Here is a 16980-nt window from a genome sequence, read left to right on the forward strand (position 1 = left end):
GGGGGAAGGGACGCATCGCGCACATATGCAAGCGAGAACGTCCCTTCTCTGCGCAGCGGAATACGCTCACAGCGCTGCACTCCAATAACAGCTTCAGCATCATTCCTAGAAAGGTGGCATCTCATCCATATCAAGACAGTCAATCGCTTTACGGATGGCTAGGTCGCTGTCCGTGAATCGAATCCGATGCCAGCTTGCAACACAAGGGCTGGGTAGGCTGTCATCAGCAGGGGCTGCGTCTTGAGGAGGGTTCATATGTCATCGAAAACCCCGGTGAAGAAATAGGGCACGGATAATCATTCACCAACAAACGTAGGGATGCGATGTGCATCGCACACTTCAGCAGCAGTAACACGATTGTTTCGACACGGCCTCAGATCGAAAAATATCGTGCCCCCTCACGGAGCAGCAGCAAACACCCATGAAGAAATGGCTTTGGCTGCAGCAAAGCGATGTTGTTTTCATCTGTTGGGTGTTTCTTGAGGATCATCAGAGGGTGTGTCACCCCAAAGCGACATCTTCACAACACCAGCACGATACGAGGTAACAGACCTGCGTCTTTTCTCTCACCCGTGACATCAGGTTGCATGGATGTGTGCTCAGACTCAGGGGTTAAAGCAGGGATAGCCCATCGCGTGGTGCGCCGCGCAGACGGCGGCACAGGGTGCGTGTGATCCACACGCACCCTGTGCCAATCTCACACCCAGGTATCGTTATCGTTGTCGAATAGATCGGTATCGTCAGCGAAACCGCCCGCATCGCTTATGGATGTGCCGGTGTCGTAGTAGTTGTTAGTGACAACATTCTCAACGATGGTCTGTTGTGGTGTGTTGTCAGCATTACCAAAGAGTCCACCGCTTTGGCCTTGGTGACCACCGAACATGTGTTCCAAGCCCTGAAACAGAAACATTCCACCGGCAACACCCGCCGCCGTACTGGCAGCAGTACCGAGGAAGCTACTTGCAGCCGAGGGCGCCGCTTGCTGCACTGGCGCTGGAGTACTCCCAAACAGACGCTCACGCCAGCTCGGAGGTGCTGCGGGAGGAGGCGGGGGAGCGACTGTGGGTGGGACGGTCTGCTGCGTTCCCCAAGCGGCTTGGCCGAGGAAACTGCCACTGCCAGCACCCGCATCATGTCCGGCAGCGGCTTGCTGCAGCTTTGCAATCTGGGTTTGCGCTGAGGCCAAGGCTTGTTCAAGCAATAATGCGCGCTGCACCAGGAGATAGGCTGCATCAGGATGGCCAGCGAGGCGCTCGCAGATAAGCGCTTCGGCTTGAGGATCTTTTACGCTTTCTCCGGCACCACGCAGTCGTGTCAAAAAGTCATCAAGAAGCTTTTGTTCATATGGAGTCATTTCATTCACCGAAAACAGGAGCCGACATGGTGTCGACACGATGGACAATACAATATGGAAACGATTCAGCTGATCAAAATCGTTTCCACCGCCACAGGTATATTATCTATTCATCGTTGGTGTCGCTGGTGTCAGGACGCAAATCAACCACATATACCGGGACTTCTTATGCCATGTATGAGGATGGCACAGCCAATGCAGTGATGTCGCTATCAAGGATGTGCCGTAAGCACAGCGCAATACCCAAGCAGATCGGCTACTCACCTGCATCTGGCTCGGGTAGGATCCCAGGCTTCTTTTTTGCCAAGCAGTCTTGCCAGCTTCGATGGAGACACCCCACTACACCGGTCCTTTGCTGACCCTGGACATTGGTCATGCGCTGCAGGAGGCCCGCAGCCGCGGGGCGGCGACCTGGTCAGGCTCCTTGGACTTGGGGCGCACGCATACGCAAGTACGGATCGCTACCGATGCTTGGCATGCCAAAACACAGGCTTATCCGTATCCGAACCGATTGAAAGACCGCACGATTTACTATTGGGATGGTCAAAACTTCACCGCAATTTCGCGGTTCAGTGGCTCGCTCATCAAGTTAGTGCCTACTCCGTGGGGGGCACCGACGTTCGAGATTGATGGCATCAAGATGTTACCGTCCCTGCGTGTGTCTCCTTTCGAGGACGCACGACGCAAAGTGGCTCTGGTCAGGCCACAAGGGAAGACGGTGTTGGACACGTGCGGTGGACTCGGCTATTTCGCAGCCTGCTGTCTGGAAGCCGGTGCGATTCACATCCGGTCGTTTGAGAAAAATCCTGATGTTCTTTGGCTACGCACGCTCAATCCTTGGTCTCCAAATCCTCAGGCGATACAGGCTAATCAGCGCCTTGAGTTGGTTGGTGGGGACATTGAGCAAGCCATTGAGGATCTACCGGATGCCAGTGTGGATGCCATTGTTCACGATCCGCCACGCTTCAGTATTGCCGGGGAGTTATACGCGCTACGTTTTTACGATCAGTTGGCACGGGTGCTGTGCCGTGGCGGGCAGATGTTCCACTACACCGGCTCACCAACTCAGCTGAGTCATGGCCGTGATGTGCCTCGTGAGATCGCACGACGCCTGGAGCAGGCGGGTTTCCAAAGTACGCTGATCCTAGATGGGGTGTTGGCACAACGCCGTTAATATGCATTGTGCAGAAATGATGAGAGGGGACTAGTGATTCACAGCAGTGGGTCAGGGTGATGAGGAGGATACTCGGCACACTCTCATTGACCTTCGGTATGCCATTGCTGCGACCACAAGGGGAGTCTGCTCTTCAGCAATCAGGAGGGGTAGTGTGTCGTTAGGCAACTGCGGAGCGCTCCAAGGTCAGTGCGCTTAAAGCAGTTTTAAAAACCTCATTAATCTGTTCAGGCAATCACCACTCAGGTAGGAGAACCAGGCTGAGCCAGTCACGGTCTTATTCGGAAAACTGGACATTTCCATTCACAGAATATGCTTTTGAGGAAGCCTTATTGGGCAAGGCGGGAAGCGTATCAATCAAGGTCTGACCACGAATATCTGTCATGCGCATTGACAAGGGTTGGTTACCCAGTCGGGTACCAACAAAGTAGTTGTAATTTCTCTTTGGCAAATTCAACCAGGTGCCATCCTGACAGATTTCAAGTTTGAGGACTGGATACCGATGTTCACGTACTTGGATCGCTGCCCACCATCCCGAGCTTCCCTTTTTTACCCGATAGATCAAGTTGCCACTCACAGGTGCTGAGACGACCTTCCATTGCACGGGGATACGCCCTTGAGCCATATTGCCGATACTGGCAAAGGCATTCGGCGAAAGATCTAATCCCCCGGAAGATCCGGTGGGATAGAGGTCCGTCACGTAGACGGTTGTGCTTCCCTTCGGACCCTGCACACGCAAATAAGCACCGGCCATCGCAGCGGGAATCCCCCCCAAATTGAGTTGAGTAGGATTCAGTGCAGTGATTTGCACATGGGACTGAATCGGATCCAGCATCAATGCGCCGCCTTTGTAACCCGTATAGGTATAGGTGGCGACACCACTGAAAGAGGTGTCCCAACCATTGAGTGGCACGCTGTTATCACCAGCAACACATCCATTGGTATCGGTCGTTGTTTGATTCTTCGTCGTAGCATTCTCACTGGCAACATCGACACGGCTAACACCCCACCAACGATGTAGTTGTGCAATCAATGAGGTACGTGGGGTACGGCCGTCGTTATCGAGCAGGCCAAATGGCATCTGTGCTGAGGTCATCCAAGATCCATAAAAGCCTTGGCGTATACCAAATGCCAGCAGTGCATCAATCCGATGGGCGAGCTGCTCGGCATCCGTGGCATCCAGAGAGTTGGGTAACACGGTTTGTTTTCCAGAAAATGCGCCAAGGGCAGCTTCAGTATCCATGTCAGTGCCCGCGAAGCGCGGCATGAGCAAGAGGCTCCGAGCAGGAATGCGTAATTGGACACAGTGCTGCGATTTTATGTTGTCATCGGAGATGGGAGCGGAGGCATCCAAGCAGGGGGGATTCAGGCCAACAAGCTGCACACCAATCAACCAGTCGGGATTCATCGCCAGAATGGCAGCGGCGGCACGCTCGACGACAGGATTCCAATCAGGCGCGCTATCACCACCGCTCTGAAAGGGGCGATGGTTTGCCATGTCGGCCAAGTCCACGCCCATCACTACTTTTTGTTGAGCACGATAATGCGAGGTGATGAATTGCACATCGCTGATCCATTGGTGCTCTGATTCATCTACGCTGCGCAATAATGGGTTTCTGTCGGTAGGACACTCCACGCCGTGATACGCCAGGAGGACCCGCATCCCACGTTTCCCAGCTTCATCCATGATTGCGTCGGCAATCTGCAATGCGGTACGTCCTTTGAGATCTGGATTACGCACTAGATCCAGATTGGTAGGCATGGCGCCATGTAGGGTGTCCGAGCACAGGGGCAGGCGTATTGCGTTAATGCCTAGGCTCTGCATTTGGTCGAGTACTTCACGCCAGGGACGTTGATTTAAACCTTGCGGCAGGTGCTGCGCCGTTTCCAAACCACGCCAGTTAACGCCGCGGAGTGGTTCAACAAAGTGAGTATCAGACACTGCATTTTGTGCACCCACCGTTCCACCGTACATGGCGGAGGCCACGCAACCGGATGTTGCAAGCCAAAATAAGATTGCCAAGCGTCGCATCTAATACCTCATTTGTGTTGGACTAACACACAACTGTCCCCATAGCGCAGAGCTATAGGGGAATTGCGATCAACCACGGTGATCATATCCGTACCTAGGCCGTTGCATCACTGATTGAATGGAAAATTACAGTTAAACAGAGATGGGCTGCTCAAATGGACACATCGCTATTATCGCTGCAACCTGATGCGCAACATCCACCAAGCTAAGGCAGATGACACGCTGCTCAGTACACACTTTCACTGCAACAGCAGAGTTGTCTACGTCAGTACATCAGGATGCAAACCGGCGGCATAGGCAGCACAAAGAAGGTTAGGCTGCGTTGCAATGAGATCTAAAGATGCAATCCATACGCTCATTTCCAACAAGAAGGGAGCGTAGGACATCTGCAAAGAAGCGCATTGTTGGGTAGAGAGTAGTTCTACCACACTTTAGCTGGACGATCACTCTTCAATAGGTGGGGGGAAATCAACAGCAGCAATTTGGTTACCGCAACGATTTCAAATCAGTGTGTTCGAAACGCAACAACGCCAATAAGCGCCACTGCGAGTGTGGATGGAAATCATCGAATACAGGTGATCCCCCAAACAGCTTGCCACTCAGGGATCTGGTCAAGATTGAGGGTCTGACATTCAAGTCACCAGACCATGGCAATGTTTGTACTTTTTACCACTGCCGCAAGGGCAAGGATCATTGCGACCAACTTTTGGTGTATCACGAATGACCTGAGCGATAGCCGCTCTTTGGCCAGCAGGCTGGCGCTGTAACGAAACAGCTTCGTCACCGGTACCGTAACCGCCCGCTTCTTGATGCTGAAACTGCGATTGGCGTAACAGGGTATCGACTTGACGACGCTCTTGCTCTTCCAGGGCAGCCATTTCTTCCTCGCTACGGATACGCACCCGCGCTAGCGAGGCGATCACCTCGCGCTTAACATGCTCCAACATTTCGGAAAACAGCTCGAAAGCCTCACGTTTGTATTCTTGTTTAGGCTGTTTTTGCGCATAGCCGCGCAGGTGAATCCCTTGGCGTAAGTAATCCATTGTGGCCAGATGTTCCTTCCACCCTTGGTCAAGCACTGTCAACATCACATGCTTTTCAAGGGCGCGCATGGTCTCAGCACCGATAGATGCTTCTCTTTCAGCGCAATGTTTATCCACTGCATCTTGAACCAGAAAAGCGATCCGTTCGGCATCGACTTCCTCGCGCCCCTTGAGCATCTCTATCAGCGGCAGGTGTAAGCCCCATTCACTCTGTAGGGTCGCCTGCAAGCCAGGCAAATCCCATTGTTCGTCAATGGAATGTTCTGGTACGAAACGTGTCACCAAAGCATCAATCACTTCGTGGCGTATACTATCAATGTTCTCTTTAATCGATTCGGCATCAAGCAGTTCATCACGCTGAGCGTAGACCACCTTACGCTGTTCGTTGTTGACATCGTCGTAATCAAGCAAATTCTTACGGATGTCAAAATTGTGAGCTTCAACTTTACGCTGTGCTCTCTCAATTTGGCGGGTCACTCGACGGTCCTCAATCACGTCGCCTTCTTTCATCCCCATCAAACGCATTACCTTCTGCACCCATTCGGAAGCGAAGATACGCATCAAGCTGTCTTCAAGGGACAGGTAGAAACGCGAGGAACCCGGGTCACCCTGGCGTCCTGCACGGCCGCGTAATTGATTATCGATACGACGACTCTCGTGACGCTCGGTGCCTATAATGTGCAGGCCGCCAGCAGCTTTAACCGCCTCGTGACGGCGATTCCATGCCGTCTTTACTCGGAACCGATCTTCCTCGGTCGCATCTGGATCAAGTTCAGCCAGCACAGTATCAAGCGAACCGCCAAGAACAATGTCGGTACCACGACCAGCCATGTTGGTAGCAATGGTCACCGCACCAGGAAGCCCAGCATTGGCAACAATGGTCGCTTCACGTTCGTGCTGTTTAGCATTGAGCACTTCGTGCTTGACTCTGGCTTTGCGCAGGTGTTCGGACAACATTTCCGAAATTTCAATTGAGGTGGTACCAACCAAGACCGGTTGACCACGTTTCGCACAGTCTTTGATGTCTTCCAATACTGCATTGAACTTGCTACTGCGGTTAAGAAAGACTTGATCCGGATAATCTTTTCGAACGGTCGGCCTGTTAGTCGGGATGACCATGACTTCCAGTCCATAGATACTTTGGAATTCGTACGCTTCTGTGTCCGCAGTCCCTGTCATACCGGACAGTTTTTTATAGATACGGAACAAGTTCTGGAAGGTAATCGAGGCCAGCGTCTGATTTTCGCGTTGTACAGGCACTCCTTCCTTCGCTTCAATCGCCTGGTGCAAACCATCGGACCAACGCCGACCTGCCAAAGTGCGTCCGGTAAATTCATCGACAATCACGACTTCACCGTCACGAACGATGTAATCCACATCGCGTTGATAAAGGGCATGAGCACGCAGTGCAGCATTAAGGTGGTGGACCACACTCAGATTCTGCGCGGCATACAGACTGTCATCCCCTTCCTCCAAAATACCAGCCTGACGCAGCAGGTCCTCGGCACGTTCCATGCCGACCTCGGACAAATGCACTTGCTTGCCCTTTTCGTCAACCCAGTAATCACCCTCTGCTTCTTCGTTCTCCTGCCGGGTCAGATGCGGAATGATGCGATTCACTCGGATGTAAAGATCCGGAGACTCATCGGCCGGACCGGAAATGATGAGTGGAGTACGGGCTTCGTCAATCAGAATTGAGTCCACTTCGTCAACAATCGCATAGTGCAACCCACGCTGGTAACGATCTGCTTTAGACAACGCCATATTGTCCCGCAGGTAATCGAAGCCAAACTCATTATTAGTACCGTAAGTAATATCAGCGCCATAGGCCGCGTGCTTGTCGCTGTGCGGCATCCCTGGATAAACCACACCAACGCTCAAACCTAACCAGTTGTACAGTCTTCCCATATGAGCGGCATCGCGGCGGGCGAGATAATCGTTCACGGTGACCACGTGTACACCCTTGCCTGCCAGCGCATTCAAATAGACAGGCAACGTCGCTACCAAGGTCTTTCCCTCGCCGGTACGCATTTCGGCAATCTTGCCCAAATGCAGCACCATGCCACCGATCAACTGCACGTCGTAGTGGCGCATACCCAGCACACGACGACTGGCCTCACGGCACACTGCAAATGCTTCCGGCAGCAATTTATCCAACGACTTTCCATCTTGGATGGACTGTTTGAATTCGGTTGTCTTGGCCTGGAGTGCCGTATCGGAAAGCTTCTGTAACTCCGCCTCCAAAGCATTGATCTTAGCTACGATGGAGTTTAGTTGGCGAAGCTGGCGTTCGTTACGACTGCCAAAAAGTCGGGTAAGCAGACTGTTGATCATTGAGGAAACCGGTTGAAAAGGAACGGTTTATTAATAGACGTCGGATCATTAGGGTATCCCAACGCCATCAGCAAAACAGGGCGCACCGCACCCTGTTCGTAGTCAAGCTATATTGTAGCTCGGGGCAACCCCTGTAAATTCAACCTAATGTCACTGTCTTTCAACCATGTTGGTAGAAGCCCACTGTAGTCCCCTAGGATTACCCAGGAATTTGATCGGATTCATCACCACCCCATCCTTCCATAATTCAAAATGCACATGAGCTCCTGTGGAGCGCCCGGAGGAGCCTGCTTTGGCAACTTCCTGCCCAGTTCGGACCAAATCGCCAACCTTGACCGTCAGACGCGAATTATGCGCATAACGTGTCAAATAACCATTGCTATGGTCAACATCAACCACATTACCATAGCCATTGCGGTAACCAGCATAACTGACCACGCCATCGGCCACTGCCATGACCGAGCTACCCACACTCGCGTGAAAGTCTACACCCTTATGTTCAGCGACAGCGCCATTGAAAGGATCAACACGACGACCAAAATTGGAAGTGATGTAGGAGTTGCGGACCGGCGCCCGCGAAGGGACCGCATTTTGTTCAAGCTGATTATTAAACAATAACGAAGCAAGCACACTCAGTTGCTGACCAGAACTAGAGAATTGCTGCTCAAGTTGCCCTAAACTCTCCTTGAGATCCTGCACAGGCATATCATTTGCTGGAGTTTCAGGGCCACCGACACCCACTGGAGCCTCAAAATTGAATTCACCGTTCCCGAGCTTACCCATTTCGGTCAAACGTGCACCAAGCGCGTTAAGGCGGTTAGCCTGAGCCTGTAACTCCCCCAGACGCGCAGCCAACGCATTCACCTGCGCCTTGGAGGTGCCTCGAATGTGTTCCAACTCAGCCCGCTGCTGCTGAACCTTAGCTTGCAACCGCACATTGCTCACCATCCCCAACGCTGCACCAGTACCAATACCACTGAGCAAACCAATCCCTAATACAGCCCCTAATACAATGAACGGACGTTCCTCTGAGAAGTCGCGGAACCGACGGACAGAGCACTCAAATCGGGTTTCATACGATTTAAGTTTGATTCTTCTTACTAATGCCATACGATTTTTTTCATGTCTAATCTGAAATCCAACGCTAACAGCCCTTCCCCCTTTCAGACCGCCATTGAAGCGGTACTGAATGAAAAAAACGTCTCCACCTTCCATCGGGCCATATGGCTCGATAGGCTGGATCATCAGCTGCGCTCCCATCTGCCAGAAACGCTGGCAAATCAATGCCGATTGGCCAACGTCAATGGTAAAAAACTTGTTTTTCTGGTCGAATCACCTGCTTGGCACACAAAATTACGACTTTCCGAATCTCAGCTTCTAGACGCGGCCAAATCCATCGGACTCATGGCCACTCAGGTAAGCATCAAAACGTTAGCGTCTGCTTTACCCTTTACTAAAGAACGCGTAAAGGAAAAAAACGAAGCAGTTAATGCAACAATGCCTAAAGGCTTACAAGAAGCGTTAAAATCCCTTTATGGACCAATGCATCTGCAGAAAAACTGAAATCCGAGAACCGATGACTCCTTTACTTAATCGCAAAAATTTACGGCATTGGAACCACGCGACCTGGCGCATAGTAACTGGTATCGGCTCTTGATTCGTTATTTGCAGATTAAGAAATCATTGATTAATAATCATATAGTCAAGTTTTCTGAGAATGATTCAAATGCAAGCGGGATGCGTGTAGACGACAGGCGGCTGCTCAGCGGCTGGACTAGGGAAGCTGATCCACTCCCAAGAAGTCTCATCGGCAAGTACAGCACGAACCAGCTTATTGTTCAGCGCATGACCAGACTTAAATGCCTCATAAGCCCCCAAAATCGGGCCACCAATTAAGTAAAGATCACCGATTGCATCAAGTATTTTGTGACGCACGAACTCGTTGCCATAGCGCAAGCCATCCTCATTGAGCACACGGAAGTCGTCCAGCAAGATCGCATTGTCCATTGAACCGCCAAGTCCAAGGTTACGCTCACGCATATCTTCCAAGTCATGCATAAAACCAAAAGTACGCGCCAGAGAAATTTCCTTGATATAAGCCGCAGTAGAAAACTCCATCTCATAATACGACTGTTTATGCGGGATCATTGGATGATCGAACTCAATGGTAAAACCCAATTTATAACCATCGTAAGGGCTAAACTTGGCCACCTTATCCCCTTGGCGCACCTCCACAGAACGCTTAATACGGATGAAACGCTTAGCAGCGTTCTGCTCTAAGATACCCGCCGACTGCAACAGGAATACAAACGGCGCAGAAGACCCATCCATAATCGGTAACTCAGCCGACGACAGATCCACAATAGCGTTGTCGATACCAAGCCCAGCAAAGGCTGACATCAAATGTTCGACCGTCTGTACTTTAGCCCCATTGCGCGTCAAACCAGTGCATAAGATCACCTCGGTCACCAAATCCCCACTAGCAGGGATTTCAACCACAGGATCCAGGTCCACGCGCCGGAACACGATACCGTGGTTGACCGGAGCAGGACGGAGGGTAATATGGATCTTATTGCCGCTGTGCAGACCAACGCCAGTCGCGCGAATCGTGTTGTTAAGGGTACGTTGCTGGCTCATAGGAGGAAGTCTGAAAAAATGAAGCATGGCAAGAAATTAGCGCCACCGTATTTAGTAGCAATATGATGAATGCCCTCATATTAGCAGTACAAGCACATAGAAATAACAATAGGCACCCCCGGCAGCCGAAACGACCGAGACGCAGACGCGTTGTAGACTAGGGTATAAAACGTGCACCAGGAAAGCACGCGATAGCCGACAACTGCATCCAAGCGCAGCAAACGTCGGCTCCACATAACCTTCACTGAGATAACGTTCCATACTATCCCATGCACTTTCAGAAGATCACTTCATACGCATTTTGAGACACTACATTGACCATGAACAACTTCATCAGCCATCGGTAAGCCACTTTGATAACCATACAAGCATTAATCAGCTTGACGACGCAAAAATGCAGGAATATCCAGATAATCGCTCGGCAACTCAGCAGTCACTGGTGCCGAAGGAGCTGAACCAGACACTGCATCAGTTCCGGATCGACGCAACCCAAAGCCCAAACCCAAGGACCCACCGACGGCGCGGGACACTGCCCCCCCGTATTATCCAGGTCACCAAATTCAGCCTGACCGGTAGTCGCGTTACGCACAAGCTTGACTGACGCGCGCTGCTGCTCCGGACGCTGCTGAGCCGCACGTGACACAGTACGACTCAAGCCCGTCGCAACCACAGTAACGCGTACTTCATCCTGCATCTCAGGATCAAGCACAGTACCCACCACCACCGTCGCATCTTCAGAAGCGAAGCCATCAATGGTGCGACCAATCTCATCAAACTCAGCCATAGTAAAATCCGAACCAGCGGTGATATTGACCAAAATACCGTTGGCACCAGCCAAATTAACGTCATCCAGAAGCGGATTCTGAACTGCCGCCTCGGCAGCAGCCTGAGCACGGTCATCACCACGGGCCGAACCCGTACCCATCATCGCCAGACCCATTTCAGACATCACGGTACGTACATCGGCAAAATCAACATTGATTAAACCTGGCCGCACGATCAAATCAGCGATACCCTGCACAGCCCCTTGCAACACGTCATTAGCGGCACGAAAAGCTTGAATCATCGTCGCATTACGGCCAAGCACGGTGATTAGCTTTTCATTGGGTATAGTAATCAGAGAATCACAATGCTGATTCAGCTCCTCAATCCCCTTTAACGCCACTTGCATTCGGCGACGCCCCTCAAACGGGAAAGGCTTGGTCACCACAGCCACTGTGAGAACACCCATCTCCTTGGCCAACTGCGCCACAACAGGAGCCGCCCCTGTACCAGTGCCCCCACCCATACCAGCAGTAATAAACACCATATCCGCCCCCTGAAGGGCATCAATGATGCGCTCACGATCCTCCAGTGCAGCCTGACGACCGACCTCAGGATTTGCCCCTGCACCCAGACCTTTAGTGACGTTAGCACCAAGCTGCAATTGCAGCTTGGCACCGCAGTTCTTAATCGCCTGTGAGTCAGTGTTAGCAATGATGAACTCCACACCATCAACCGTGCTATTCACCATGTGTGCTACAGCGTTACCGCCACCGCCCCCAACACCGACGACCTTAATAACCGCGTTCGGAGCCATCTTCTCAATCAATTCAAAATGTGCCATTTCCATGTCCTCAATTGTAAGTTGCCGTACCGACGAGAAAACGAGCTAACGAGCTGAAGATTGAACTCGGAACCCCGACGGCATTTTTGGTTTGATGTTATTGCCACGCCTTACGGCGCCTATCCATGCCCTTGCTATTACACTTGCGAAAAAACCGGCTTTTTCCATCAACCGATTAAAATTCTCCCCGATACCAATTCTTCAACTTCTTGAAAAAAGCACCCACTCGCCCAGTCGGTAACGATGGACGACGCGGGCGTTCCATCTGACTGCCCATCAGCAATAACCCCACGCCAGAAGCATGTACAGGATTACCAACCACTTCACCCAAACCAGTGACATGCTGTGGAATGCCGACACGCACCGGCATTTGCAACATTTCCTCAGCCAACTCAACGACACCCTCCATCTTCGAAGCTCCACCCGTCAGGACCATGCCTGCACGGACCAACTCCTCGAATCCAGAACGACGCAATTCAGCCTGCACCATCTCAAAGATTTCCTCATAACGCCCTTGCACAGCCTGTGCCAATGAAGCACGGGGCATACGCCGTGGTGGACGATCACCTACCGACGGCACCTGGATAGACTCCTCAGCCATTGCCATTTGAGCCAACGCACAGGCATAACGCACCTTAATCTGCTCAGCCTCCGGCGTTGGAGTACGCAACATATGCGCAATATCGTTGGTCACGTGATCACCAGCAATCGGCAAAGAAGCCGTATGGCAAATCGCCCCATGCACATACACCGCTAAATCCGTGGTACCAGCGCCAATATCAACCAATACCACACCCAACTCACGCTCATCGGATGTCAAGACCGCGACAGCAGACCCTAAAGAAGACAACACCAAATCGTCCACCTGCAAACCACACTTATGTACACATTTGATGATGTTGGCCGCAGCGGATTGCGCACACACCACCAAATGCGCATGCACCTCAAGGCGCACACCGGTCATCCCGACGGGATTACGAATACCTTCCTGTGAATCATCCAACACATACTCGCGCGGAATCGCATGCAAAATACGTTGATCCGCCGGGATGGCCACCGCCTTGGCCGCATCAAGCACCCGCTCCAAATCATTCCAAGTCACCTCACCATCACGGATCGGCGCAATGCCTTGCGAATTTTTACATTGCACATGATTCCCTGAAATTGAAGCGTATACCGATCGAATCTCACAACCAGCCATCAACTCCGCTTCCTCAACAGCGCGTTGAATCGACTGCACCGTAGACTCAATATCCACCACCACACCCCGCTTAATCCCCCTGGATTCATGGGAACCGATACCAATCACCTCAATTAGATTGCCCTGTGAATACTCACCAACCAACGCAACCACTTTGGAAGTACCAATATCCAATCCGACAATCAATGATTTCTCACCTTTACGATTCATGTACTAAATCCGTAGATAGGGAATACGGACTGAAACGCCATGAACCGCTGCCAGCCACACTGCACGGACGACGTCACCCGCTGCAATACAGAAACGAACACCGCTTCAGACAACCTGCCCTCCACACCCAAAGCAACAGACGCCTGACCACGCACGACAGTGAACCCATTGGTGTAACGCAAATCAGCGCGCACAACCGGACGCTGCGGATCCAACAACTGCGGCAACACGCGAGCAAAACGTTCCAATCGTGCCCTTGCATCATCACGACCAACAAAAATCTGCAACCCATTACTTAACCCTAAAGACCAACTTCCCCGCGCATCCATCTGCAACCAACTCACATCCAACCCAGTCGACGCAAACAGCGCAGACGAAGCCTTATAAAGCGCCACCACATCACGGACCTTCATATCTGGCCCCCCAAGCTGAGGCAACTTCAGATTCTTGAGCCCCCCCGGCACCGGAAACAACCGCCCCTGCTCGGACAACATACGGTCACTCCCCCAACGCGCGAATGGCTGATGCTCCACAACACTGACTTCCAACACATCTGGCCAACGCTTACTGACATGAGCACGCTCCACCCATGGCAGACGCTCAACGGCATCCTGGACCTGCGGCAACCGCACCGCAAAGAAACCAGAGCGCACATAAGGCAATACCACTGCACGCAGCTCCTCCGCTGAAACACGCTTAAAATCCCCGCTGACACGCAACTTAGCCAACGGCCAACGCTCAGCACCCACCCAACCATTGAGCACAGCGACCACGGGCAGCACCACTAACCCCACCGCCAACAACCAAGCCAAAATGCGTAGAACAACGTTCATACCACGACACTCCAAGCGGACGATACACAAGACACCACCATTACCGTACTTCCAGCAACAAATGCACAGCCGTCCTGCCTCCCATCCATACGGATACCAAAGCAACTCATAAAGTCTGCTCCAGAATCCGCCACACCAAATCATCAAAACCCATACCCAACTGACTCGCTGCCTTTGGCACTAACGAGTGAGTCGTCATTCCAGGAGCAGTATTGACTTCCAATAAGAAAAAGCGCCCACTGCCGCGCTCGCGCATCACATCCACACGACCCCAACCACGACAACCAACACTATGGAATGCAGCCAACGCAAGTTGAGCGATTTCAGCCTCAGCAACATCATCCAAACCCGGGCACACATACTGCGTGTCTTCAGCAAGATACTTCGCGTTATAGTCATACCACTGCCCCTGAGGAACGATCCGAATTGAGGGCAACGCCATTTCATCAAGAATCGACACCGTCAATTCATCCCCTTCGATCAACTGCTCCATCAGCAACTCACCCTCGTAACGCGCCGCTAAAGCAACCGCCTCCTCCAAATGCTCCAGTGCAAACACACGACTGACACCAACACTAGACCCTTCTTTAGCCGGCTTAATAATCACCGGAAAACCTAGCATCTCAACCGCCTTACGCACCTCAACAGCAGTGGCACACACACTCAAACTCGCATAACGCGGCGTCGGCAAACCCAGCGCAAGCCAAACCTGTTTAGTGCGCACCTTATCCATACTCAACGCTGAACCAAGCACATCCGAACCTGTATACGGCACACCAAAAGCCTGCATCAACCCCTGCACCACACCATCCTCACCACCGCCATTATGACCGTGCAACACATTGAACACACGATCAAAACGCCGTTCCACCAGCGCCTGAGCGAGTGCCGGAACCCCATCTACCGACTGAGCATCAACACCGCGCATGCGCAATACTTCCAACACATTACGACCTGAAAGCAAAGACACCTCACGCTCAGCAGACGTCCCCCCTAATAACACTGCAACACGACCAAACACCGCCGGATCCGTATACCGTGGAGACAGTGAAAATATGCTCATACCCATATTTAAACCTCTCCAAAGACAAAACCATCATGAACAATCCGCTGCGCGATGGAACCAATATCGCCAGCACCCATCATCAACAGCAAATCCCCCTCCTGTAACACATCCGGCAACACATCAATCAAACTAGCCACTTGACCCACCACGACAGGCTCACTGCGTCCCCGCGCGCGGATCGCACGCGCCAGCGCCTTAGCATCAGCCCCCGGGATCGGCACTTCACCAGCCGGATAAACCTCACTCAATACCAGCGCATCAACACTGCTCAACACCGCAGCAAACGCATCAAACTGATCGCGAGTACGACTGTAACGATGCGGCTGAAACGCAACCACCAACCGCTTATCCGGCCACCCCCCTCGCGCAGCTGCAAACACCGCCTCTAACTCACGCGGATGATGCCCGTAATCATCAATCAAACGAACACATGCACCATTTCCAATAGCGACATCCCCCAAATCATTGAAGCGACGCCCGATACCAACAAAACTCTTCAATGCACGCCCAATCACCTCTGGCGGCACACCCAACTGCCACCCGACCGCAGAAGCAGCCAACGCATTGAGTACGTTATGACGCCCCGGCAACGCCAGCGTCACCGGAATAACCTTGCCCTCAGGAAGACACAGCGTGAAACACATCCGTGCACCATCTTGAACCACATCTTCGGCACGCACATCAGCAGCAGCATCAATCCCATAAGTCATCACATGACGTCTCGCCTTGCCCACCAACTCGGCCACCTCTGGATCATCAAGGCACAACAATGCCAACCCATAAAACGGCAGACGCTGCAAAAACTCCGTAAACGCATCTTTTATCCTGGAAAAATCATTCCCATAATTTTCCAAATGATCAGCATCAATATTGGTAACCACCGCCACAAGCGGATTCAAACGCAGAAAACTGCCATCGCTTTCATCCGCCTCGACCACCAACCATTGACCAGCGCCGAGCTTGGCGTTAGCACCAGCAGCAAGCAACTGACCACCAATGACAAACGTCGGATCTAACCCTCCCTCACTGAGCACTGCCGCAATCAAACTCGTCGTCGTTGTCTTACCGTGTGTACCGGCAACAGCAATACCGTGGCGAAAACGCATCAACTCAGCCAACATCGCCGCACGCGGCATAATTGGAATACGCTGACTACGCGCCTCCATCAACTCCGGGTTATCTTCGCGAATCGCACTTGATACCACCACACAATCTGTACCAAGCACATTAGCTGCTGAATGACCACGCATCACCCGTGCACCCAGTGTCGCTAAACGTCGAGTCGCGGCATTATCGGCATTATCAGAACCGGATACCTCGTAACCCAACGTCAACATCACCTCAGCAATACCCGTCATCCCAGCACCACCAATACCCACAAAATGCACACGTGGGAAAGCACGGATCAAATCGCCATTGTCTTGAAGACGACGAATCACAAACAGCACTCACTTTGAGCACGACACCCAACCATTTTGGAAACGACTCCA

12 protein-coding genes and 2 pseudogenes are annotated in these 16980 nt (G+C 52.1%); 2 read left to right on the forward strand and 12 right to left on the reverse strand.

The genetic code is table 11. The features are described from left to right. Positions 1-105 precede the first annotated feature (105 nt). Together F7G16_RS10225 and F7G16_RS10230 are read right to left on the reverse strand one after the other, a co-directional pair. Positions 106-255, reverse strand: coding sequence for a hypothetical protein (locus F7G16_RS10225; protein WP_164874252.1), 150 nt, complete (start codon positions 253-255; stop codon positions 106-108). A gap of 442 nt (positions 256-697) precedes the next feature. Continuing rightward, positions 698-1354 (reverse strand): DUF2076 domain-containing protein, encoded by a 657-nt coding sequence (locus F7G16_RS10230; RefSeq protein ID WP_004090528.1) that lies wholly within the window; start codon positions 1352-1354, stop codon positions 698-700. A gap of 325 nt (positions 1355-1679) precedes the next feature. Here F7G16_RS10230 and F7G16_RS10235 point away from each other — a divergent pair, with 325 nt between their 5' ends. Beyond that, positions 1680-2528 (forward strand): class I SAM-dependent methyltransferase, encoded by an 849-nt coding sequence (locus F7G16_RS10235; RefSeq protein ID WP_004090525.1) that lies wholly within the window; start codon positions 1680-1682, stop codon positions 2526-2528. Positions 2529-2805: 277 nt separating this feature from the next. On the opposite strand, the gene F7G16_RS10240 is transcribed toward F7G16_RS10235, so the two are convergent. From F7G16_RS10240 to F7G16_RS10250, 4 genes are all read right to left on the reverse strand, one after another. Beyond that, positions 2806-4560: an expansin EXLX1 family cellulose-binding protein gene (locus tag F7G16_RS10240; protein WP_004090523.1), complete on the reverse strand. Its 1755-nt coding sequence runs from the start codon at positions 4558-4560 to the stop codon at positions 2806-2808. 486 nt (positions 4561-5046) lie between these two features. Next, positions 5047-5175, reverse strand: coding sequence for a hypothetical protein (locus tag F7G16_RS12605; RefSeq protein ID WP_256626217.1), 129 nt, complete (start codon positions 5173-5175; stop codon positions 5047-5049). 17 nt (positions 5176-5192) lie between these two features. Further along, on the reverse strand, positions 5193-7937 hold the full coding sequence (gene secA / locus F7G16_RS10245; RefSeq protein WP_004090521.1) for a preprotein translocase subunit SecA: 2745 nt from the start codon (positions 7935-7937) through the stop codon (positions 5193-5195). A 150-nt stretch (positions 7938-8087) separates the two neighbouring features. Further along, on the reverse strand, positions 8088-9047 hold the full coding sequence (locus F7G16_RS10250; protein WP_011098284.1) for a M23 family metallopeptidase: 960 nt from the start codon (positions 9045-9047) through the stop codon (positions 8088-8090). Between the two features lie 12 nt (positions 9048-9059). Between F7G16_RS10250 and F7G16_RS10255 the strand changes: the two genes are divergently transcribed. Next, entirely contained in the window at positions 9060-9500 is a 441-nt protein-coding gene (locus F7G16_RS10255) for a DciA family protein (RefSeq protein ID WP_004090517.1), read from the forward strand. A 159-nt stretch (positions 9501-9659) separates the two neighbouring features. On the opposite strand, the gene lpxC is transcribed toward F7G16_RS10255, so the two are convergent. The 6 genes and pseudogenes from lpxC to murC form a co-directional block, all read right to left on the reverse strand. Continuing rightward, the gene (gene lpxC / locus F7G16_RS10260; RefSeq protein ID WP_004090515.1) at positions 9660-10574 is read right to left on the reverse strand and encodes a UDP-3-O-acyl-N-acetylglucosamine deacetylase; all 915 of its coding nucleotides are present in this window, start codon (positions 10572-10574) and stop codon (positions 9660-9662) included. 371 nt (positions 10575-10945) lie between these two features. After that, positions 10946-12180: pseudogene (ftsZ, locus tag F7G16_RS10265) on the reverse strand (cell division protein FtsZ). A gap of 175 nt (positions 12181-12355) precedes the next feature. Then, complete coding sequence (ftsA, locus tag F7G16_RS10270; protein WP_004090510.1) at positions 12356-13591, reverse strand: cell division protein FtsA; 1236 nt, start codon at positions 13589-13591, stop codon at positions 12356-12358. A 149-nt stretch (positions 13592-13740) separates the two neighbouring features. Next, a pseudogene (locus tag F7G16_RS10275) lies at positions 13741-14424 on the reverse strand (cell division protein FtsQ/DivIB); the annotation flags it as partial. A gap of 106 nt (positions 14425-14530) precedes the next feature. Beyond that, a complete protein-coding gene (locus F7G16_RS10280) occupies positions 14531-15493 on the reverse strand; it encodes a D-alanine--D-alanine ligase (RefSeq protein WP_004090506.1) in 963 nt (320 codons plus the stop codon). A 2-nt stretch (positions 15494-15495) separates the two neighbouring features. Next, positions 15496-16929 carry a UDP-N-acetylmuramate--L-alanine ligase gene (gene murC, locus F7G16_RS10285; protein WP_004090503.1) on the reverse strand — a complete coding sequence of 478 codons (1434 nt, stop codon included), beginning with the start codon at positions 16927-16929 and terminating at the stop codon, positions 15496-15498. Between the last annotated feature and the right edge of the window lie 51 nt (positions 16930-16980).

The organism is Xylella fastidiosa (assembly GCF_011801475.1).
Lineage (GTDB): Bacteria > Pseudomonadota > Gammaproteobacteria > Xanthomonadales > Xanthomonadaceae > Xylella > Xylella fastidiosa.

Bases quoted from the DNA above. Each gene is read 5' to 3' on its own strand.
- F7G16_RS10225 (WP_164874252.1), bottom strand. From the start codon at position 255: ATGAACCCTCCTCAAGACGCAGCCCCTGCTGATGACAGCCTACCCAGC.
- F7G16_RS10230 (WP_004090528.1), bottom strand. From the start codon at position 1,354: ATGACTCCATATGAACAAAAGCTTCTTGATGACTTTTTGACACGACTG.
- F7G16_RS10235 (WP_004090525.1), top strand. From the start codon at position 1,680: ATGGAGACACCCCACTACACCGGTCCTTTGCTGACCCTGGACATTGGT.
- F7G16_RS10240 (WP_004090523.1), bottom strand. From the start codon at position 4,560: ATGCGACGCTTGGCAATCTTATTTTGGCTTGCAACATCCGGTTGCGTG.
- secA (WP_004090521.1), bottom strand. From the start codon at position 7,937: ATGATCAACAGTCTGCTTACCCGACTTTTTGGCAGTCGTAACGAACGC.
- F7G16_RS10250 (WP_011098284.1), bottom strand. From the start codon at position 9,047: ATGGCATTAGTAAGAAGAATCAAACTTAAATCGTATGAAACCCGATTT.
- F7G16_RS10255 (WP_004090517.1), top strand. From the start codon at position 9,060: ATGTCTAATCTGAAATCCAACGCTAACAGCCCTTCCCCCTTTCAGACC.
- lpxC (WP_004090515.1), bottom strand. From the start codon at position 10,574: ATGAGCCAGCAACGTACCCTTAACAACACGATTCGCGCGACTGGCGTT.
- ftsA (WP_004090510.1), bottom strand. From the start codon at position 13,591: ATGAATCGTAAAGGTGAGAAATCATTGATTGTCGGATTGGATATTGGT.
- F7G16_RS10280 (WP_004090506.1), bottom strand. From the start codon at position 15,493: ATGGGTATGAGCATATTTTCACTGTCTCCACGGTATACGGATCCGGCG.